The organism is Streptomyces sp. NPDC021224 (genome assembly GCF_044332905.1).
Taxonomy (GTDB): Bacteria; Actinomycetota; Actinomycetes; order Streptomycetales; family Streptomycetaceae; genus Actinacidiphila.
Genome location: NZ_JBIRPW010000021.1, coordinates 99237 through 119630, shown reverse-complemented (window position 1 = coordinate 119630; position 20394 = coordinate 99237). Strand labels below are relative to the sequence as shown.

Sequence of the window (20394 nt, the reverse complement as noted above, 5' to 3'; positions counted from 1 at the left end):
TTCATCAGCCTCGACCCCCTCTTCGAAGCCACCGACGACCAACTCCTCAACGGCTACACCTACACCCGCGACAACCCCATCGGCCAAGCCGACCCGACGGGACTGATTCCGCTCGGCCCCACCGACGGCGGCGTCAGCAGCGACAACGCCTGGGCTGCACAGCGGGGGATGAAGGCCGGCTACAGCTACAAGAACGGCTCGTACACGTGGCACCAGACTGTCCAGAAGGACAGCGCCAGTCGGACCAAGTACAGTCGCTACAAGGCCAATCCCGCGCATTACATGATCGACGACAAATACGCCAAGGAAGCCGCGGCGAAGGCTCACCAGCAGATGATGGAGGCGTTCGCGGCCGCAGCCGGAACGTGGGCGTTCGGTCAGGCACGCGTGGGAGAGAACTTCAGCAGCCCGGTAGTGGTGAACGGGCAGAAATATCACACCATTACAGATCTCTCGGACGCCATACGCTCGGGCGAGGTGAGCGTCGACGACATTCAGGTCGAGGCGTTCGAGAGGGACGGTGTGACTATCGCGCTGAGCAACAGGCGAGTTACTGCGATCGTTCTGGCAGGGCGCGTTCCGACGAACATCGTTTATCGCGAACCCACGAAGAACGAGCTCAAGCGCTTGAACCAGCTCTCCGTCCTGGGTGAGAAGTTGCCGTCGCGCCGTATCGCGATAACTGCGTCGCAGTCCGACAGAACTGCTATCGGTGATCCGGTCTCGTTCGACGACGTCGGCAACGAATCTGCGCTGGCCGCGGAACAGCAGTCGGTGGCGATGGCTGAGACGGCGGAGGCGGAGGCGATCGCCGAGGCGGAGGCGCGTGCGATGATTGCTGCTGAAGAGGCAGAGGTAGAGGCCGAGGCCGAAATGATGGAATGGTAGATGCGTGTGGGAACTGTTCGGCTGGACGAGTTCGATCTCGGCTTCGAGGTAGCCGCGACTGGTGGTGGCATGTTGCTTATGGACGAGTATTCGTGCAGCGTGCTCGTCACCACCAGTGAGTACGAACCCGCCCTGGTTCGATTCTTGGGATGCACCCAAGTTAAATTTGGTTACCCGAACGACGAGGCGCTGATCGGAGACGACCTGTACGGCGACTGTTCCTATGGGCTCTGGGAAGTGTTCGGCTCTGATTGGTTCGACCGGCTCCAGGAGAAGAACAGGGCGAGATTTCCCGATGTGAATTGGGTCAAAAAACGGCACTTCGCATTTATTTTCCATGAGTCCATGGGTGAGTTCCTCGCGGATGAGGTGCAGGTGGAGCGGTTCGGTGGCCGATTCGACGACATGGCACTCAAGGCGATGCAGGGAGCCTTGGAAGCCCAGCGTATTTCCTTCCCGGGTTTGATTCCCGAACAGGAGATCTGACTGGGCGGTTCCTGACGCCGCGCCGTCCCCGCCTCCTCCCGTGGGGCGGGGAGGCGGTCAGAACGACGGGTCGCAGAGGAGGGCGTTGAGGGCCGCGTTGATCGCGATGCCCTGGGCGTCGGTCAGCGGATGGCCGGGGGTGCTGAAGCGCTGGGCGGCCTGGTGGCCGGTGCCGTCGCCGCGGCCCGCGAGGACCTGGCACTGGGTGCGGGCGGAGGCGATCGTCTGGTCCGGGTCGGCCGCGAGGGCGGGGTCGACTTGCTGGAGGGAGCCGATGACCAGCTGCTGGGTGGCCGGGTCCGGCTTCGCGGGGACGCCCGCGCCGCTCGTGTCGCCCGCGGTGGAGTCTGCGGGGGAGTCGGAGTCGGAGGGGGACGCGGGCTGGGTGGTGGCCGAGGCGGTGGACCGGCCGTCGGTGCCGCCGTCCTTGTGGTCGGACGAGCACGCGGTGAGGGTGACGAGCGCGGCTGCTGCGACGGCCGCGGCGGCGATTCGGGTACGCATCGGGCCAGCCTCGCGGAGCCGCGGATGCGGGGCGGGCGCTGTGACGCAGGTGTGACCGGGCCGGGACGGAACGGCGTGTTCAGCGGGGCAACTTCACGCAGTCAGAAGACAGGTGGAGGGAAGTCCGCGCAGGCCGACGGAGCACGGCTCTTCCACGACGGCTGCCCCAGCGGCGGTTCTGCGGTGTGAGGGGTCAATTGTCGTGCTTTCGGCGCGACATGACGTGACGTCAGGCGTAGGGTGCACGGCATGGTCGCCGACGGGGGAGACGGAGGAGGCGGGGGAGACGCCGACAGGGGCGGCGCTGCCCGGCCCAGTGCCGTGGCGACACCGTCGTGGGCCGTGCGGATCCGCCGGGCCGACGGGGAGATCGCGGGCAGCGGCATCCTGCTGAGCCCCGACCGGGTGCTGACCGCCGCGCATGTGCTGGGGCGTGACGAGGAGGTCGTCGCGGAGTTCGTCGGCGCCGGGGGCGCGCACGTGCCGCGCGTCGCGGCCCGGGTCGCCGGGGACGCCTACCGGCCGGAGGAGCGGGACGCGGACGGCGACCCGAGCGGCGACGTCGCCCTGCTCGCGCTGGACCGCCCGCGCCCGCCCGGCGAGGCCACGACGCTGCACCGGCTGTCCGCGCCCGGCCGCGAGGTGCGGATGTACGGCTTCCCCGCCGACTTCAACGGCGGCCTGTGGCTGCCCGCCACGATCATCGGCGGCTGCGGGCGCGACGGGCAGGTGCAACTGCGCCCGCCCAGCCCGGCGGAGGCCGCCCGGCCCGGCTTCAGCGGCGGCGGGGTCGTGGACCTCGCCACCGAGCAGGTCGTCGGCATGGTGCTGGCCGGTCCCTCGGAACCCGTCGGCGGCTACTCCTTCATGAGCCCGGCCGAGACAGTCGTCCAGCACCTGCCGGACGTCGCCGACTGGACGGACGGCCCGGCCGCCGTCGACGAGGAGCTGCGGGCCCAGGAGTCCGGGGCCGGTCCGGCGCCGCTCGACCAGCCGTTCGCGGAGCGGCTGGCCCGCTGGCTGCGCGGTGACGCGGCCGTACGCGGCGACGGCGCCGCACCGCAGGTGAAGATCAGCCTCGTGCCGGAGGACGACGCCGCCCGCGCGGCGACACTGCGCCGCGCGATCACCCTGGCCGACCGCGAACTGCGCACCAGCCTCTCGACCCGCCGCGCCTCGCTCGACGCGCCCGGGACCGTGCCCGCGGCGGGCGGCCTGGACCTCGCGCTGTACGTCGCGGGCAGCGACACCGCCTCGGTCGCCGAGCGCATCGCCCTGCGGATGGGCCTCGGGCAGAACCGCGAGCTGCCGCCCGCGCAGCGGATCGCGGCGGCCCGCGTGACGATCACCCTGGTCGTCGTCGGGGTGGACGCCGCCGCCGATCCCGCCTCGCTGCTCGACCTGCTGGCCGTGCTAGTCGCGGGCGGCAGCCGGGTGCTGCTCGCCTTCGGCACCGCCGGGGACCACTTCGCGCGGGCCCGCGAGGAGCTGCTGGTACGCCCCGCCGTGCAACGCAGGCAGCAGCTCGCCGCGCGCTACGCACGGATCTGCGGGACGGCCGCGCCCGAGCTGGACGGGCTCATGGCACGTGTGAAGGGGCCCGAGGAGACCGCCGACCTCGCCGACCGGGCCGTCCGCGCCCTGGTCCACGTCATCGCCGCCCGCGCCGAACTCACCGCCGGACGCGGCCCCTTCGCCCTCCCGCCGGACCGGGCACCGGACCTGGGCCACTACGAACGCGTCGCCGCCCGCGCCGAGCACCGCATCCCGCCCGCGGTGACGGCGCTGACCGAACTGCTGCACCGGCGCAACGAGTTGCGCGGCCGCCTGGTCAACTACCGCCGGGTGTACGAGGAAGGGGCCGCCCGGACCGAGGACCTCGCGGCCGACGACCTCTACCTCACCGCCCACCGGCTGCTGCACGAACGCCCCTGCGACGTCCCCGCGTCGGAGGCGGCGACCCGCGCGTACGTCGCCTTCGTCGACGGCCCTGTCCCCGGTCCGCCACCGGAGGAGCCCCAACCGGCGCGGGAGAGCGGTCAGTTGCCCCCGGCGGACGGTCCACCGCCGGGCCCGCCCGAGCAGCCCCGCACCCCGCCCGGCACCCCACCCCGCCCACCGCAGCCGCCGCACGTCCCGGGCGCACGTCCGGGCCCGCACCCGGTCCCGCCGCCCCGCCCGCCGGGACCTCCGGCCGTACCGCCCGGCCCGGAGCCCGCCGGGCCCGGGGCACCACCCACCGGACCCCCTGACGTACCCGCGGGGCCCGGGGCACCACCCACCGGACCCCCTGACGTACCCGCCGGGCCCGGGGACCCGCCACCGCGAACCCCCGCGCAAGCCCCGCCGCAAGCCGCGCCGCGAACTCCGACCCCACCCAGCACCCCGCCCCCGACGACCCCGCCGCCCGGCGGAGGAAGTGCGGGGCACCCCCGAGGGGGCCTGCCGCAGTGACCGCGACCGCCGAGGCCGGCGCCGGAGCCGCCCGCCCCTGCCCGTATCCCGACTGCCCCGGCACGGTCGGGCCCACCGGCTTCTGCGCCCGCTGCCGCCGCAGCGCCGCGAGCGCGCCCGCCGCCCCGAGCCCGCGTCCCGCGGGCGCCCCGGCGCAAGCCCGCGCGCAGACGCGCACGCACATTCCCGCGCAGCCCCCGGCGCACACCCCCGAGCGACCCCGGCCCGCCCCCGGCACCGGCGGGCTGGACCGCGACGGGCTCGTGCAGCTCCCGAACGTCCCGCCGCCCCTGGACGAGGAGGCCGTCCGCCGTACCGCGCGGCGGCCCGAGGGCGGGCGGCCGTGCGGCACCCCGGAGTGCCCGGGCACGATCGGGGTCGCGTACGACGACGGGCCCGCCCCCGACCACGGCTTCTGCCCCGACTGCGGGACCCCGTACGACCTGCGGCCGCAGCTCGGTCCGGGGGACGTGGTCGCCGGGCAGTACGAGGTGCTGGGCTACCTCGCACCCGGCGGCACCGGATGGGTCTACCTCGCCCGGGACGTCGCGCTGCCGGACCAGCGGGTCGTGCTCAAGGCGCTGCTCAACACCTCGGACGCGGCGGCCCGCCGCAAGGCCGTCGAGGAGATGCGCTCGCTCACCAGCCTGCACCACCGCGACATCGTGCGGATCGTCAGCTCCACGCGGCACCGCGCCGACGGCCACGACGAGGCCGCGGACTACATCGTCATGGAGTACGTCGCGGGCAAACCGCTCGACCAGTTGCTGCGCACCTCCGCCGAGGAGCTGGCCGAGCTGTTCGGGGAGCCCTTCGCGCTCGACCACGTCCTCACCTACGGCTGCAAGATCCTCGGTGCGCTGGAGTACCTGCACGACCAGGGGCTGCTCTACTGCGACATGAAGCCGGAGAACGTCATCCACTACGGCCGCGAGATCAAGGTCATCGACCTGGGCGCGGTCCGCCGGGCCGACGACCGGACCAGCGCGCTCGTCTACACGCCGTGGTTCGCGCCGCACAAGCGCGAGCGCGACACGCGCGGCTTCCTCGTCGACACCGACCTGTTCACGGTCGGCCGCACCCTGGAGGCGCTGGCCCGCCGTGCCGCGCCGCCCGCCGGGCTCGCCGCGCGCTCCTTCGACCGGCTCGTCGGCCGCGCCACGCACGACGAGCCCGCCGCCCGCTTCACCTCGGCGGCGCAGATGTCCCGCCAGCTGTGGGAGGTGCTGCGCGAGCACCGGGCGCTCGGCCGCGGCGAGCGCTACCCCGAGCGGTCCACCCGCTTCGAGCCGACCGCGCTGCTGTTCGGCGCGGACCTCGGGACCGTGCCCGCGCTCACCCACTGGACGGACCGTCCCGCGGGGGGCCCGCCGCCGGACCTGGCGGCGGGTCCGCCCAGCCCGCAGGAGACCGCCCGCGCGCTGCCCGGACCGATCGCCGACCCGGCCGACCCGGCATCGGTGCTGCTCGGCGGCCTCGCCGGGGACGCACCCGAGCGCACCGCCGAACTGGTCCGGGAGGACCCGCAGTTGCGCACCGTCGAGATGGCGCTGTGGCTGTGCCGCTCGTACCTGCTGCGCGACCCCGCCGACACCGCGCAGGCCGAGCGCTGGCTCGCCGAGGCCGAGCGGCTGCTCGGGCCGGGAGCCGCGGGCTACGACTGGCGGCCGCCGTGGCACCGCGGGCTGCTGCACCTGACGCGCGGCGAGGTCCGCAAGGCGGAGGGGGAGTTCGCGGCCGTCTACGCGGCCGTACCGGGGGAGTGGGCGCCCAAACTGGCCCTCGGCTACTGCGCGGAACACCTGCGTGGGCGGCCGGGCCCGGACGTGCCGCCGCCCGCGTCGGACGCCGAACGGGCCGTCGCCGCGGAGGCCGAGGCACGCGCGGAGGCGGAGAGCACCGCCTACTACGAGGCCGTGTGGGAACGCGACCGCTCGCAGGCGAGCGCCGCGTTCGGGCTGGCGCGGCTGCGGCTGCGGCACGGCGACCGGGCGGGCGCGGTCCGCCACCTCGACCAGGTGCCGACGACGTCCCGCACCTACGACGCCGCCCGCGTCGCCGCCCTGCGCGTCCTGGCGGGCCGCCTCGACGGCAGGGCGCCCACCGCGGACGACCTGCGGCGGGCCGGTGAACGCCTCGCCCGGCTGCCGCACGACGACGCGCGCGAACGGCTCGTCGCCGAGATCCGCGAGAACGTCCTCGCCGGACGCCGCCCCCCGGACCGCCCCGCACTGTGGCGGTACGCGCTCGGCCGCCGCCCGGACGGTCCCGACTTCGCCCCCCTGCCGCCCGGCGAACTCTTCGCGGGCACCGACAGCCTCGCCGTGCTCGCCGGGCTGCTGTACGGGTCGCTGCGCGCCCTCGCGGCCCAGGCCCCGCCCGCCCTGCGCGCCGAACTGCTCGACCGCGCCTACGCCATACGCCCCGAGAGCCTCGTCTGACCACGCGCCCGCCCGTAACGAACCCCGCAGCCCCCGCGGTTGCAGCCGCTCAGCGGTGAGGAGTCACAGCGACAGTGGACACCACGAACCCCGCGCACCCCGACAGGCCGGAGAGCGCCGAGAATGCGGAAGCCCCGGCGATCACCGTCGACCTGGCCGTCAGCCAGCAGAAGTACCTGCCCGCGGGCGGTGGCGTCCAGGAGCTGCACGCCGTCGTGACGGTCCGGGTCGGCGGGGCCGCGGGCGCCGTCCCCGGGCCCGCGCTCGCCGAGGTCCTCGTCGTCGACTGCTCCAGCTCGATGGACCGGCCCCCGGAGAAGTTCCGCGAGGCCAAGAAGGCCGCCGTCGCCGCGCTCCAACTCCTGCCCGACGGCACACCGTTCACGGTCGTGGCGGGCACCCACGAGGCCGCGCCCGCCTACCCGCCCGGCGGCGCCATGGCACTCGCCGACGACCTCACCCGGGCCGCGGCGACCGCCGCCGTGCACGAACTCGTCGCCGCGGGCGGTACGTGCCTGGGCCGCTGGCTGGACCTGGCCCGCCGCGAACTGGCCGCCCAGACCGCGCCGATCCGGCACACCCTGCTGCTCACCGACGGGCGCGACGAGCACGGCCACTTCCTGCCGCTGGCGGGCGTACTGGACGACTGCGCGGGGCAGTTCGTGTGCCACGCCTGGGGCATCGGCACCGACTGGGACGCCCGGCTGCTGCTCGACGTGGCCGCCGCCCTGCACGGCAGCGCCGACGCCGTACGCGTCGAGTCCGACCTCGCCGAGCGGTACCGGACGCTGATGCGCGCCCTGCTGGCCAAGACCGTCCCCGAACTGACCGTCACCGTGGGAGCGTTGGCGCCCGGGGCCGAACTGCGGTACGTCAAGCAGACGTTCCCGCACGAGAAGCCCATGACGCCCGAACCGGACGAGCCCGGCACGTATGTCACGCGGGCCTGGGGCGAGGAGCTGCGCCGCTTCCACATCTGCCTCACCGCCGACCCCGAGGGCGAGCTGCGCGACCAGGACCTGCTCGCTGCCGAGGTCGCCGTACGCCTCCCCGCCGGATCCGGTGTCGCACCGCCCGCGCCGCAGCCGCTCGTCGTGCACTGGACGGACGACCCGGCCCTCTCCGGCCTCACCGACGGGCAGGTGGCGCACGCCCAGGTGTGGGAGGAGCTGGGCACCGCGGTCGCCGACGCGACCGACGCCCACGCCCGCGGGCAGCACGACCGGGCCGAGGCGCTGCTCGGCCGGGCCGTCGCCCTCGCCCACCAGGCGGGCGCCCGGCGGCTGCTGGCCGAACTGGCCCGGCTCGTCGAGATCCACGACGAGGACACCGGGCGCGTCACCCTGCGCTCCCATGTCGATCCGGTCGACTTCCAGCACCTGATGACCGCCAGCAGCCACACCACCCACGGCCCGGACGGCTCCGCGCCCGCCGGGCCGCCCCGGCAGGGCGGCGAACTGGTCCCCTGCCCGCGGTGCCGCCACCGCTACCCCGCCCGCTCCCGCTACTGCGGCAACTGCGGCGGCACGATGGGGGCTTCGTCATGAGCGGGCCCGACACCCCGACCGGGCCCGACACCCCGACCGGGATACGCCGCGGGGGCCGCCGCACGACCCCGTCCGACGCGGGCGGCCCGGGAGAGCCTGAGTCCGGGTCGGGGTCCGGGCCGGGGCCGGGGCCGGGGTCCGGCGGGACGCTGCGCGAGCTGACCCGGCGCCGTCTCGCGCTGCTCGCCCTCGTCCTGCTCACGACCGTCGCGCTGTTCGCGGCCTTCCAGGGCGTGCACGCCGACGCCCGCCCGCTGCGTACCGCCGACGTGCCCGGCATCCTCGCCGTCGACACCGCGATGGACGCGCTCCGGCAGGCCCAGAAGGACATCGACACCGCCGAGGACTACGCCACGGCTCACCCGGGGGAGAGCGCCCCCGGTACCGGCGCAGGCAGCAGCACCACCTTCCACACCCGTGTCTCGGTCGCCCACCAGAGCCTCGCGCGGGCCGCGGCCGCCGACGTGACCGGGGCGCAGGGGCGGCTGTCCATCCAGACCGTCACCGGCCTGATCACCACCTACTCCGGCTGGATCGAGGACGCCAACGCCCTGCCGCCCGGCTCCCTGCTGCACCAGGCGTACATCTCCTACGCGAAGTCCATGCTCGACGACACCGGCACCGCCGCCGACGCCACCATCCTCGGCCGGCTGCGCGACCTCCAGGCCGGGCAGCAGGACAAGGCGCGCCACCACAGCCGCTTCGGGCCGCTGCTGTGGGCGGGCTGGAGCCTGGCCGTCCTGCTCGCGCTCGCGCTGCTGGTGCTGCTCGGCGAGGCGGCGCGGTTCAGCAGCGCGCGCTTCCGGCGGCGCTGGAACGTCCCGCTGATCGCCGCCCGCCTGCTGCTCGCGGGCGGCCTGGCCACGCTCGTCGCCTTCACCGTCCTCACCCACGCCGCGCTGCGCGACGCGCAGCAGGCGCTGGCCCCCACCCTGACGGGCGACGGCATCGCCAGCACCGGGGCGCACGCCTCCGCGCGCCTCGCCGGGACCGGCTTCCGCGCCGCCGCCGCGGACTGGATCGCGGTCGGCGGGCTCGTCCTCGCCGCGCTCGTCCTGCTGGCGCTGCAACCGCGCATCAACGAATACCGCGTCCGCGTCACCGCCTGGCGCCTGCCGCGCCCGCGCACCCTCGGGGCCGTCGCGGTGAGCCTCGCGCTGCTCGCCGCGCTCGGCGTCGTCGCCGTGCAGGCCACCGGCTGGAAAGGCTCGGTGACCCTGCTCGCCAACTGGACCGGCACGCAGGAGCAGCAGTTCAAGGACAACGTCATCGACGACTTCCAGAAGCGGTACCGCATCCGCGTGGACTACGAGGGCAGCTCCGCCGAGAGCGCCGTCCTCGCCGCCGAGGTGGAAGCGGGCACCCCGCCCGACGTCGCCGTGCTGCCCGGACCCGGCGAACTCGCCGGATACGCCGAGAGCGGGCGGCTCACCCCCCTCGACGACATCGTGCGCCCCGCAGGCTTCGCCCCGACCTGGGTGCCGAAGGTCGACGGCCACTTCTACTGGGTCCCCATCAAGACCGACCTCAAGAGCATGGTGTGGTACCCGTCGGCGCGGCAGGACGGCATCACCGCCGCCGCGCGCAAGCCCGCCAACTGGTGCCTCGGCCTCGCCGACGGGGCCACGTCCGGCTGGCCCGGCTCGGACTGGATCGAGGACATCCTGCTGCAGCGCAGCGGCAAGGACGTCTACGAGCAGTGGGCGGCCGGCACGCTGCCGTGGACCGACTCCCACGTCAAGGACGCCTGGACGACCTGGTACGACCTCGTCCGGCCCGGCGGCCAGGCCGCCGCCCGGCACGCCCTGACCACGCCCTTCGGGCAGGCCGCGAAGGGCGTCGCCGGTCCGGGGCCCACGTGCGAGCTGGAGCACCAGTCCTCCTTCGCGCGCGGCGACGTGGGCTGGGCCGGGACGCCGGCCTCCTTCATCCACTCCGCCCAGCTCATCCCCGGCGCCCGGGGCGGCCCGGCCCGCTGGGAGGTCTCCGGCGACCTCGCGGCCGTCCTGCACGACACCCCGCAGGCCCACCAGCTCATCAGCTACCTCGCCTCCGACCGCGCCCAACGGGCCTGGGCCAGCACGCAGTCCGGCTTCTCCGTCCGCGGCTCCGTCCTGTCCGACACCCCGGCCGACCCGCTCACCGAGAGCATCACCAAGGCCCTGCGCGACCCCGAGGCCGTCCACTGCTACGACGCCTCCGACGCGATGCCCACCGCCGAGCGCGACGCCTTCGCGCTGGCCGTCCTGCGCTACCTGGCCGACCCGGGAACCCTGGAGGACCAGTTGACGGCCCTGCAGAGGACCCGCGACCAGGACGGGGAGACGGGGCTCACCGACGTGTGCACGCCGGGCTGAGCGCGTGGTGCGGCGGGGGCCGTCATGGGCGGGCCCTCAGGGGACCAGCAGCGTCGCGCCCACCGTCGCGCGGGACGCCAGCTCCGCGTGGGCCGCGGGTGCCTCGGACAGCGGGCGCACCGCGTGGATCCGGGGCGTCAGCCGGCCCGCCGCCGCCTCCGCCAGCGCGCGGGACGCCGCCGCGTACTGCTCCGCCGCCGGGCGGGCGAAGGCGATGCCCGCCGCCGCGACCACCGTCAGGCCGCGCACACCCAGCTCGTACGCGTCGAGCCGCACCCACGAACCCGACGTGAAACCGTACGTGCCGAAGCGGCCGCTGCCCTTGCGCAGGGTGCTCATCGCCTGCGCGGCCAGCTCGCCGCCCGCCGCGTCCAGCACCACGTCGGTCGCCCCGGCCCGCTCGGCCCAGCCCTCCTCCGCCCAGTCCACGACCCGGTCCGCGCCGAACTCCCCGGCGGCCCGCACCTTCCGCGCCCCGGACGCCGCCCCCACCACCGTCGCGCCCGCCGCCTTCGCGAGCTGCACCAGCAGCGACCCGACCCGCCCGGCCGCCGCCGTGACCAGTACCGTGTCGCCCTTCTCGACCCGCATCGCCGCCAGCAGCCCCGCCGCGAGCGCGCCCGCCTGGAAGACGGCCACCGCGCGGTGCAGCTCCAACTCCTCCGGCAGCACGTGCACATCGGCCACCGCCGCCCGCGCCAGCTCCGCGTAACCGCCCTGCGAGCCCGGCGTCGTCGCGACGACCCGGCGCCCCAGCAACCCGGCGTCCCCGTCCGGTCCCACCGCCACGACCCGCCCGCCCACCTCCAGACCCGGCACGTACGGCAACGGGAACGGGTAGCCGCCCGACCGCACGATGACGTCCCCGTAGATCACCCCCGCCGCCTCCACCGCCACCACGACCTCACCGGCCGCCGGCCGCGGATCGTCCACGTCTACCACCCGCAGCACCTCCGGCGGCCCGAACTCCCTTACCTGCACCGCACGCATCGCCTGCCCCTCACCCGGGCCGCACACGCCGGGCGCGACACCGTGTCCCGCCCCGGACGGCCCGTCCGGCACCGAGTCTCACCGCGCCCGCGCGGCCCCGGCAAGGAACATCAGCGGCGGTCTGTCGCGAACGGGACACTCCACGGAAGCTGTCTCACCTGCGACGATTCGCCAGCGGTGGGACCGGTGGGACCTTCCCGGCAAAGCCGGGGCAAGCGGGCCCCGGGGGTTTCGTCACGCCACACCCGTCCCATAGGGTCCATGCGCCATGGATTACTGCTACGCGTGCCGCCGCCACCTCAACGGCGCATACTCCTGCCCGGGGTGCGGTACGCCGGCGGACCAACTGCAGCTCCCGCAGGTCGGGGAGACGGCACAACTCCCGCTCGTCCCCGCGGACGACGAGGCGCTGCCCTCCTCCGCCCGGCCCGGCGGCGGGCGGGCCGCCGCCCGCAACCGGGCCCGCATCCGCAAACGGCGGCGCAGCCGCGACCGGCAGCAGCGGGCCGCCGTCTACGGCGTCGGGGCGGTCGCCGTCGCCGGCGCGCTCGCGATGCTGTCCATGGCGGCGCTGTCCGGGGGCGGGGCGGCGCCGGCGCCGTCGGCCCCGGACGTACCCGACGGGACGTCGCCGTCCCCCGGCACGAGCGCGCCCGACGCGTCGGAGTCGCCGTCCGCGGCGGTGTCCGCGCCCACGGTGTCCGCGCCGCGTCACTCCCGGCCGCCGAGCACGAGCGCGTCGCCCTCGACGACCTCCCCGACGGCGACGGCCTCCCGCCCCACGGTGCCCGTGACCCCGCGCCCCACCCGCACCACGGCCCCGCCGACGACGGCGCCGCCGCCGTCCACGGTCCCGTCGTCGCCGTCGGCGTCGCCGACGTGCAAGCAGGTGCTTTGGTGGTGTGACTAGGGGGGCGCTCCGTTCTGCGTGGTGCGGTGCGGTGTGCGCCCTTCCCTTTGTGGGGGCTGAGCGCGCAGTTCTCCCCCAGAGCTTCGCCTGGGAGGTACCCCCACGCGCCCCTTACGCGGCGCGCCGCTGGGTGGGTCGGGTGCCGCCACGGGGCACCTCCTCGGAATGCGCCTTCGCCCTCCTACCTGGTTGGTGAGCTACTCCCAGCGCATTCCTGCGGGGGCACCCCGCACCGTCCCCCTCCAGGCCGGTTCAGCGGCTACCTGCCGGCGGGGGTGAGCGTTTATGGGATGCGGGCACCCGTTTTCCACGGCGCTGGGCGCCGGTGCGTGGGAGGGCACCCGTTTTTAGGGGCGCGGGGAACTGCGCGACAAGCCCCCCACCGGGGGACGGTCGCGACGTCTACCGTGAGAGGCAGTCTGGGGCGGGCTACGGGGTGAGGAGCGCGAGGAAGTCGCGGAAGGCGGCGGGCATGTCGACGGAGTCGGGGTCGAGGAGCCACTGGATCTGGAGGCCGTCCATCGCGGCGATGAGCAGCGTCGCGGCCCGCTCGGGCGTGAGTCCCCCGGGGAGCCGGTCCCCGTAAGCCGCACGCAGTGCCTCCGCACCGCCCGCCCGGACCCGGGCGTACCGCTCGCGGAAGTGGTCCTGTGCGGGGTGGCCGTCGGTGACGCTGTCGCCGACGAGGACGGTGAAGGCCTGGACGATCCCGGGGCGGGTCGCGTTGTATTCGACGAGTTCGGCCACGATGTCGAGCGGCCACGCGCCCTGCGTGCGCAGCGCCGAGGAGGCCATGTCCCACTGGTCGCGCGCGTCGAGGACGGCGACGAGGAGTGCCTCTTTCGTGGGGAAGTGGTGCATGAGGCCCTGTTGGGTGAGGCCGACGCGTTCGGCGACGGCCGCGAGCGTGGCGCCGCGGTAGCCGCGTTCGGCGATGACCTCGGTGGCCGCCTGGATGATCTCCGCCCGGCGCTGCCCGCGGTCGCTTCTGGTCCTCGGCACGTGCTGCCCCCGCTCGGGTCACGGATCGGTATCCATACCTACCGTACGGCAGGCAAGGTGGCCCCGCGGGGCCAGCATGGAGCGATGACGGTGGACTCGAACGGCCTGGACGGTACGGCGGGGGACGCCGAGCGCGAAGCCGCCGTGGAGGCGGCGCTGCGTGCCCTCGGCCTGGACGACAAGGCGCGGTTGCTGGCGGGGCAGGACATGTGGTCGCTGCCCGCGCTGCCCGCGGTGGGGCTCGGCTCGCTGGTGATGTCGGACGGCCCGGTGGGGGTGCGGGGGCGGCGGTGGAGTGCGGACGACCCCTCCGTGGCGCTGCCGAGCCCGACCGCGCTGGCCGCGTCGTGGGATCCCGGACTCGCGCGCCGGGCGGGCCGGTTGCTGGCGCAGGAGGCGCGCCGCAAGGGCGTGCACGTGCTGCTCGCGCCGACGGTCAATCTGCACCGCAGCCCGCTGGGCGGGCGGCACTTCGAGGCGTACAGCGAGGACCCGCTGCTGACGGGGGCGATCGGCACCGGGTACGTGCGGGGGGTGCAGGACGGCGGGGTCGGTGTCACCGTCAAGCACTTCGTGGGGAACGAGGCGGAGACCGACCGTTTCACCGTCGACAACCGCATCCCGGAGGGCGCGTTGCGCGAGCTGTACCTCGCGCCCTTCGAGGCGATCGTGGCGGACGCGCGGCCGTGGGGCGTCATGGCGGCGTACAACGCGGTGAACGGCGTGACGATGACGGAGCACGCCGCGCTCAACAACGGCGTGCTGCGGGGGGAATGGGGCTTCGACGGTGTCGTCGTCTCGGACTGGCTGGCCGCCCGTGACACCGCGGCCGCGATCCGGGGCGGGCTCGACCTCGCGATGCCCGGGCCGCGTACGGTCTACGGGCCGCCGCTGGCCGCCGCGGTGCGGGCGGGCGAGGTGCCGGAGGAGCTGGTGGACGCCGCCGTCCGCCGGGTGCTGCGGCTCGCCGCACGGGCGGGGCTGCTGGCGGGCGTCTCCGCCGCCGTTCCCGAGGCCGACCGGCCCGCACCGGTGGACGGGGACGCCCTGGCGCGGGAGATCGCCGTCCGGGGGTGTGTGCTGCTGCGCAACGAGGCGGTGGGGGAGACGCCCGTGCTGCCGCTCGAAGGGGACGAACTGCGGCGCGGGGTCGCGGTGTTCGGGGCCGCCGCGCGGGAGCCGAGGATCCTCGGGGGCGGGTCCGCGCAGGTCTTTCCCGGGCATGTGGTGTCGCTGCTCGACGCGTTGGGCGCGGTACTGCCCGAGGGGACGCCGCTCACGTACGCCATGGGCGCGGATCCCGCCGAGGAACTGCCGCCCGCGGCGGGCGGGTTCGCGCTGCGGGCTGTCGCCCGCGCGGCGGACGGGCGCGAACTCGGCACCGAGCCGCTGCCCGGCGGGCAGGTGCAGTGGTTCGGCGAGATGCCGCCGGGCGTCGACTACGACACGCTGCACTCCGTCGAGATCCGCGGCACCTTCACCCCGCGGGTGAGCGGCCCGCACCGCTTCGGGACCCGCGGCACGGGCGGCTTCGCCCTCACCGTCGGCGGTCGTGTGCTGTACGAGGGCCCGCAGTTCGACCCGCACGGCGACCCCTTCGAGGCGTTCTTCGGCACCCCCACACAGCGCGGCACCGTCGTGCTCACCGCGGGCGAGCCGGTCGACGTGAGCCTGCTGCACCTGCCGCCCAAGCCGGACGAACTCCCGCTGCCGGCGGTCGGGTTCGGCCTGCTGCACGCCGAACCCGAGCAGGACGGGGAGGCGTTGCTCGCCGAGGCGGAGGAGGCGGCGCGGGCCGCGCACACCGCGGTCGTGGTCGTCGGCACGACCGAACGCGTCGAGTCCGAGGGCTTCGACCGGCGCGACCTGCGGCTGCCGGGGCGGCAGGACGAACTGGTCGCGCGGGTCGCCGCGGCCAACCCGCGGACCGTGGTCGTCGTCAACTCCGGTGCGCCCGTGGAGCTTCCGTGGCGTGCCGACGTCGCCGCGGTCCTGCTCTGCTGGTTCCCCGGGCAGGAGGGCGGGGCCGCCCTCGCGGACGTGCTGCTCGGCGCGGAGGAACCCGGGGGACGGCTGCCGACGACCTGGCCGGCGCGGCTCGCGGACGCGCCCGTCACGCAGGTCGTGCCGCGCGACGGCGTCCTCGCGTACGAGGAGGGGCCGGCCGTGGGATACCGCGCCTGGCAGCGGGCCGGGGCGCCCGCCCCCGCGTACGCCTTCGGGCACGGGCTCGGGTACACGTCCTGGGCGTACGAGGAGCTGATCGCGCTGCCCGCGCAGGATCCGGCGCTGCTGGCGTCCGTGACCGTCCGCATCCGGAACACCGGGGCCCGCCCCGGGCGGGAGGTCGTCCAGCTCTACCTCCACCGGACCACCCCGGAGGGCCCGGTCACCACCCTCGCCGGTTTCGCCGTGGTCACGGCGGCGCCGGGCGAGGTCGTGGTGACGGCGATCCCGCTCCCCCGCAGGGCGGCGCAATCCTGGTCCCCCACCACCCATACCTGGGAGCTCCCCCCGTCCCCCCTCACCCTCTCAACCTCCACCCTGACGGTGGCCCTCGCCTGACCCCGCACCCGCCGGCGTGCCCCTTGCGCACCGGGGTGCCCCTTGCGGTGGGCGTCGCGACCTTCCCCGCCGTCGTGGCTGGTCGCGCAGTTCTCCCCCAGAGCTCCGCCTGGGAGGTACCCCCACGCGCCCCTGAAAAACGCTCACCCTGCGGGATGGGGCACCCCCAGGGGCCCGTGGGGGCACCTCCCGGGCGAAGCCTGGGGGAGAACTGCGCGCTCAGCCCCCACCGGCGGACGGTCGCGCGCGGCAGTGCGAGGCGCACCCCGGTGCGTCACCGCGGCGGTCGTGACGCGATCCCCGCCAGCAGGGTGGCCAGCTCGTGCTGGCCCTGGGGGTTGGGGTGGAACCAGTCCCACGTGCTGAGCTGGCCCGCGGTGAAGGCGTAGCGGAAGACGGCCCCGCCGTCGTACCGGCAGCGCACGTACTGCGCGCACACCGCGCCCATCGCCGCGTTGTAGGCGACGACCCGCTCGCGGACGGCCGTCCGGCGCGAGCGGGCGGCGGCGGTGTCGGAGCCCGGGTCGTCCAGCATCGTGGGGCACAGGCCGAGTTTCCAGAGCTGCTGGGCCAGGGGGTTGCCGCGGCCCACGGACCACAGGTGCTGGAGGTCGGGGACGGAGGCGACGAGCACCTGTGTGGCGGGCAGCGTGCGGTGCAGGTAGCTCAGCGTCTTCGCGAAGTCCGCGCGGAAGTCGGCGACGGACGTCATCGCCGCGGTCGTCGAGCGGCACGCGTCGTTCGCGCCGATGAGGATCGTGACCATGGCCGGTTTGTGCGCGGCGGCGGCCTTCGCCTGGGCGGGGAGGTCGCGGACGCGGGCGCCGGTGCGGGCGAGGTTCCAGCTGCCGCCCGTGGTGACGCGGCTGGCGACGCTGCCGACGGTGTCGCGCGAGCCGGTCGCCCAGGAGACCTCGGGGCAGTCCAGCAGGGGCTTGCACGCGTCGAAGCCGCGGGTGATGGAGTCGCCGAGGGCGGCGACGGACGCCGGGTGGACGTTCCAGGGGTGCGCGGGGGCCGCGGGCGCGGGCCTGGGCGCGGAATGCGAGGTGTGTGCGGAGGGCGACCCGGCCGAGGGGCCCTTGGTCGCGGCGGGCGTCCCGCCCGTGGAGCATCCGCCCAGCAGAGCGGCACCGGCGACGAGCGCCAGGGAGTGTCGCAGGAGCGCGCGCATACGGGACTTCCCTCCGACGAGTGGGTGACATCCGCTACCAGCCCGACCGTACGTCACGCTCTCGGAGACGCCGCAAGGTAGCTTTTTCCCTGACACCCGGGTGAGATGACGGGAGGTCGGCATGACCGGGCGTCACACGTCTGGTGTTGTCCTGTTTGTCGTGAATAGTGCAGAATAAAGCCTGATGTTGCCCCGGGAGCAGCCGGTTCGGGTGGCGAGGCCGCTGGGGAAGGCGAACCTCGTCCCACACTGGAGGTACCGGTGACGACACGTGGTGTTCTGTACGTGCACGCCGCTCCGCGCGCGCTCTGCCCGCATGTCGAATGGGCCGTCGCGGGCGTCCTCGGCGTGCGCGTGAGCCTGGACTGGATCCGGCAGCCGGCCGCGCCCGGCACCTGGCGTGCCGAGTTCTCCTGGCAGGGCGAACCGGGCACCGCCTCCAAGCTGGCGTCCGCGCTGCGCGGCTGGCACCTGCTGCGTTTCGAGGTCACCGCGGAGCCTTCGGCGGGCTCGGAGGGCGAGCGCTACAGCGCCACGCCCGAGCTGGGCATCTTCCATGCCGTCATCGGCATGCACGGCGACATCCTGATCCCCGAGGACCGGCTGCGCGCGGCCATGCAGCGCGCCCGCAAGGGCGAGGCCGATCTGGAGGCGGAGCTGGCGCGTCTGCTGGGCAAGCCGTGGGACGACGAGCTGGAGCCCTTCCGCTACGCGGGTGAGGGCGCCCCGGTCCGCTGGCTGCACCAGGTCGTCTGAGGTCACCCGGACGGCCCGCACCCGGCGCGGTGTGACCCGTTCGGGCCCTGCCGCGGCAGCGGTCCCGCACCGTAGCCTGCGCTCATGTCCGACAACCTCACCGTCGCGGTCCTCGGCACCGGCCTGATGGGCGCCGGGATGGCCCGCAACCTGTCCGCGGCCGGCCATCACGTCCGGGTCTGGAACCGTACGACCGCCAAGGCGAAGCCCCTCGCCGCCGACGGCATCGACGTCGTCACCGCCCCCGCCGACGCCGTACGCGGCGCCGACGCCGTGCTGACGATGCTGCTGGACGGCCCGGCCACCCTGGAGGTGCTGACCGCCGCCGAGCCCGCCCTTCCCGCCGGTGCCGTCTGGCTGCAGACGGGTACGGTCGGGCCCGAGGCGCAGGCGCTGCTCGCCGCCCGGGCCGCCGCCCACGACCTGCTCTTCGTCGACGCGCCCGTGCTCGGTACGCGCTCGGTGGCCGATTCCGGGCAGCTCACCGTGCTCGCGGCCGGGCCCGACGCCGCCCGGCCGGTCGCCGACAAGGTCTTCGACGCGATCGGGCGGACGACCGTATGGCTGTCCGGCGCGCCCGAGGAGGGCCCGGCCAGCCGGCTGAAGCTCGTCCTCAACAACTGGGTGCTGGCCCTGACCGCCGCGACCGGCGAGACGCTCGCCCTGGCCAAGGCGCTGGACGTCGACCCGGACCGCTTCTTCGAGGCCATCGAGGGCGGCGCGATGGATTCGCCGTACCTGCGGACGAAGGCCGCGGCCATCCTCGGCGGCGACTTCACCCCGAGCTTCACGGTCGAGGGCGCCGCCAAGGACCTGGACCTCATCGTCGCGGCCGGGCAGGCGGCGGGTGTGCGGATGGACGTCGCCTCGGCCGGTTCCGCCCGCTTCCGCCGGGCCGCCGCGCAGGGGCACGGCGGCGAGGACATGGCGGCGGGCTACTTCGCGAGCTGGGACGCGTAGGGCGGTGGAAAAACGGGGGACCCGGGGCGGGCACGCGGCCCGCCCCGGGTCCCCGGCGCGCTCGTACGGCGGAGGTCAGCCGTTCCAGCTCCGCACGGCCAGGACGACGTTGTGGCCGCCGAAGCCGAAGGAGTCGTTGAGGGCCGCGATCGTGCCCTCGGGCAGCGGGCGGGCCTCGCCGGAGACGATGTCCGCGTCGGCCGCCGGGTCCTTGCTGACCAGGTTGATGGTCGGCGGGGCCAGCCGGTGGTGCATGGCCAGCACGGTGGCGACGGTCTCGATGCCGCCCGCGCCGCCCAGCAGGTGGCCGGTCATGGACTTGGTCGCGGAGACCGCCATGTGGTCCACGTCGTCGCCGAAGACGCTGCGCAGCGCCTTGATCTCCGCGATGTCGCCCTGCGGGGTGGACGTGGCGTGCGCGTTGACGTGCACGATCTCGGCCGGCTTGAGGTCGGAGTTGTCCAGCAGGTGCTGGAGGGCCGCCGCGATCCCGCGGCCGCTCGGCTCCGGCTGGGTGATGTGGTGGGCGTCGGCGGAGATCCCCTGCCCTATCACCTCGGCGTACACCCGGGCGCCGCGCGCTCGCGCGTGGTCCGCGGACTCCAGCACGATCACGCCGGCGCCCTCGCCCATGACGAAGCCGTTGCGGTCCGCGTCGAAGGGGCGGGAGGCGCCCTGCGGGTCGTCGTTGTTCTTGGACATCGCCATCATGTTGCCGAAGGCGACGATGGGCAGCGGGTGGATCGCCGCCTCGGTGCCGCCGGCCACCACCACGTCGGCGCGGCCGGTGCGGATCATCTCCACCGCGTAGCCGATGGCCTCGGCGCCCGAGGCGCACGCACTGACCGGAGTGTGCACGCCGGCCCGCGCGTTGACCTCGATGCCGACGTTCGCGGCCGGGCTGTTGGGCATCAGCATCGGCACGGTGTGCGGGGAGACCTTGCGGACGCCCTGCTCCTTGAGCACGTCGTACTGCCCGAGGAGGGTCGTCACACCGCCGATGCCGGAGGCGATGACCGCGCCGAGCCGGTCCGGGTCGACCTTCTCGTCCTCGCCGGCCTTCGCGGTGTAGCCCGCGTCCGCCCATGCCTCGCGCGCGGCGATCAGCGCGAACTGCGCGCTGCGGTCCAGCTTGCGGGCCAGCGGCCGCGGCAGCACCTCGGCGGGTTCCACCGCGATCTGGGCGGCGATGCGGACCGGCAGTTCGGCGGCCCAGTCCTGTTCGAGCAGGCGCACGCCGGACCGTCCGGCCAGCAGCGCCTCCCAGGTCGACGCGCTGTCGCCACCCAGCGGTGTGGTTGCTCCGATACCGGTGACGACCACGGTGCGATTGGTCGGGCTCACAGGAATTGTCTCTCCA

At 74.8% G+C, this 20394-nt stretch carries 16 protein-coding genes; 9 read left to right on the top strand and 7 right to left on the bottom strand.

The genetic code is table 11. The features are described from left to right. Together ACH4PY_RS33640 and ACH4PY_RS33635 are read left to right on the top strand one after the other, a co-directional pair. On the top strand, nucleotides 1-888 hold an 888-nt coding region (locus tag ACH4PY_RS33640), incomplete at its 5' end, for a hypothetical protein (protein ID WP_398191937.1). Beyond that, nucleotides 889-1374 (top strand): hypothetical protein, encoded by a 486-nt coding sequence (locus tag ACH4PY_RS33635; protein WP_398191934.1) that lies wholly within the window; start codon nucleotides 889-891, stop codon nucleotides 1372-1374. 57 nt (nucleotides 1375-1431) lie between these two features. On the opposite strand, the gene ACH4PY_RS33630 is transcribed toward ACH4PY_RS33635, so the two are convergent. Next, on the bottom strand, nucleotides 1432-1878 hold the full coding sequence (locus tag ACH4PY_RS33630) for a hypothetical protein (RefSeq protein WP_398191931.1): 447 nt from the start codon (nucleotides 1876-1878) through the stop codon (nucleotides 1432-1434). Nucleotides 1879-2220: 342 nt separating this feature from the next. Between ACH4PY_RS33630 and ACH4PY_RS33625 the strand changes: the two genes are divergently transcribed. The 4 genes from ACH4PY_RS33625 to ACH4PY_RS33610 all read left to right on the top strand — a co-directional run bounded on the left by ACH4PY_RS33625 (nucleotide 2221) and on the right by ACH4PY_RS33610 (nucleotide 10677). Next, nucleotides 2221-4332, top strand: coding sequence for a serine protease (locus tag ACH4PY_RS33625; RefSeq protein ID WP_398191928.1), 2112 nt, complete (start codon nucleotides 2221-2223; stop codon nucleotides 4330-4332). Next, nucleotides 4329-6773, top strand: a complete 2445-nt coding sequence (locus ACH4PY_RS33620) for a tetratricopeptide repeat protein (RefSeq protein WP_398191925.1) — start codon at nucleotides 4329-4331, stop codon at nucleotides 6771-6773. The genes ACH4PY_RS33625 and ACH4PY_RS33620 overlap by 4 nt, the downstream gene beginning before the upstream one ends. A 74-nt stretch (nucleotides 6774-6847) precedes the next feature. Continuing rightward, nucleotides 6848-8320, top strand: a complete 1473-nt coding sequence (locus tag ACH4PY_RS33615; RefSeq protein WP_398191922.1) for a VWA domain-containing protein — start codon at nucleotides 6848-6850, stop codon at nucleotides 8318-8320. Continuing rightward, on the top strand, nucleotides 8317-10677 hold the full coding sequence (locus tag ACH4PY_RS33610; RefSeq protein WP_398191919.1) for an extracellular solute-binding protein: 2361 nt from the start codon (nucleotides 8317-8319) through the stop codon (nucleotides 10675-10677). Before ACH4PY_RS33615 ends, ACH4PY_RS33610 begins: the two co-directional genes overlap by 4 nt. Before the next feature lie 36 nt (nucleotides 10678-10713). Here ACH4PY_RS33610 and ACH4PY_RS33605 read toward each other — a convergent pair whose 3' ends face one another. The 4 genes from ACH4PY_RS33605 to ACH4PY_RS33590 form a co-directional block, all read right to left on the bottom strand. Beyond that, nucleotides 10714-11667, bottom strand: a complete 954-nt coding sequence (locus ACH4PY_RS33605) for a zinc-binding dehydrogenase (RefSeq protein ID WP_398191915.1) — start codon at nucleotides 11665-11667, stop codon at nucleotides 10714-10716. Between the two features lie 513 nt (nucleotides 11668-12180). Continuing rightward, the gene (locus ACH4PY_RS33600; protein WP_398191912.1) at nucleotides 12181-12363 is read right to left on the bottom strand and encodes a hypothetical protein; all 183 of its coding nucleotides are present in this window, start codon (nucleotides 12361-12363) and stop codon (nucleotides 12181-12183) included. Nucleotides 12364-12378: 15 nt separating this feature from the next. Continuing rightward, on the bottom strand, nucleotides 12379-12552 hold the full coding sequence (locus tag ACH4PY_RS33595) for a hypothetical protein (protein WP_398191909.1): 174 nt from the start codon (nucleotides 12550-12552) through the stop codon (nucleotides 12379-12381). Nucleotides 12553-13006: 454 nt separating this feature from the next. Next, nucleotides 13007-13579, bottom strand: a complete 573-nt coding sequence (locus tag ACH4PY_RS33590; RefSeq protein ID WP_398191906.1) for a TetR family transcriptional regulator — start codon at nucleotides 13577-13579, stop codon at nucleotides 13007-13009. Nucleotides 13580-13663: 84 nt separating this feature from the next. Here ACH4PY_RS33590 and ACH4PY_RS33585 point away from each other — a divergent pair, with 84 nt between their 5' ends. After that, entirely contained in the window at nucleotides 13664-16144 is a 2481-nt protein-coding gene (locus tag ACH4PY_RS33585) for a glycoside hydrolase family 3 protein (RefSeq protein ID WP_398191903.1), read from the top strand. Between the two features lie 274 nt (nucleotides 16145-16418). Here the strand turns inward: ACH4PY_RS33585 and ACH4PY_RS33580 are convergent, their stop codons facing one another. Further along, nucleotides 16419-17318, bottom strand: coding sequence for an SGNH/GDSL hydrolase family protein (locus tag ACH4PY_RS33580; protein WP_398191900.1), 900 nt, complete (start codon nucleotides 17316-17318; stop codon nucleotides 16419-16421). Between the two features lie 261 nt (nucleotides 17319-17579). Between ACH4PY_RS33580 and ACH4PY_RS33575 the strand changes: the two genes are divergently transcribed. Continuing rightward, nucleotides 17580-18074, top strand: coding sequence for a DUF3145 domain-containing protein (locus tag ACH4PY_RS33575; RefSeq protein WP_398191896.1), 495 nt, complete (start codon nucleotides 17580-17582; stop codon nucleotides 18072-18074). 84 nt (nucleotides 18075-18158) lie between these two features. Then, entirely contained in the window at nucleotides 18159-19034 is an 876-nt protein-coding gene (locus tag ACH4PY_RS33570) for an NAD(P)-dependent oxidoreductase (RefSeq protein ID WP_398191893.1), read from the top strand. A 75-nt stretch (nucleotides 19035-19109) separates the two neighbouring features. On the opposite strand, the gene fabF is transcribed toward ACH4PY_RS33570, so the two are convergent. After that, a complete protein-coding gene (gene fabF, locus ACH4PY_RS33565; protein WP_398191890.1) occupies nucleotides 19110-20378 on the bottom strand; it encodes a beta-ketoacyl-ACP synthase II in 1269 nt (422 codons plus the stop codon). Nucleotides 20379-20394: the final 16 nt, after the last annotated feature.

Excerpts from the sequence above, each read along its gene's own strand:
- ACH4PY_RS33635 (WP_398191934.1), top strand. The coding sequence starts at position 889 with ATGCGTGTGGGAACTGTTCGGCTGGACGAGTTCGATCTCGGCTTCGAG.
- ACH4PY_RS33630 (WP_398191931.1), bottom strand. The coding sequence starts at position 1,878 with ATGCGTACCCGAATCGCCGCCGCGGCCGTCGCAGCAGCCGCGCTCGTC.
- ACH4PY_RS33610 (WP_398191919.1), top strand. The coding sequence starts at position 8,317 with ATGAGCGGGCCCGACACCCCGACCGGGCCCGACACCCCGACCGGGATA.
- ACH4PY_RS33605 (WP_398191915.1), bottom strand. The coding sequence starts at position 11,667 with ATGCGTGCGGTGCAGGTAAGGGAGTTCGGGCCGCCGGAGGTGCTGCGG.
- ACH4PY_RS33585 (WP_398191903.1), top strand. The coding sequence starts at position 13,664 with ATGACGGTGGACTCGAACGGCCTGGACGGTACGGCGGGGGACGCCGAG.
- ACH4PY_RS33580 (WP_398191900.1), bottom strand. The coding sequence starts at position 17,318 with ATGCGCGCGCTCCTGCGACACTCCCTGGCGCTCGTCGCCGGTGCCGCT.
- ACH4PY_RS33570 (WP_398191893.1), top strand. The coding sequence starts at position 18,159 with ATGTCCGACAACCTCACCGTCGCGGTCCTCGGCACCGGCCTGATGGGC.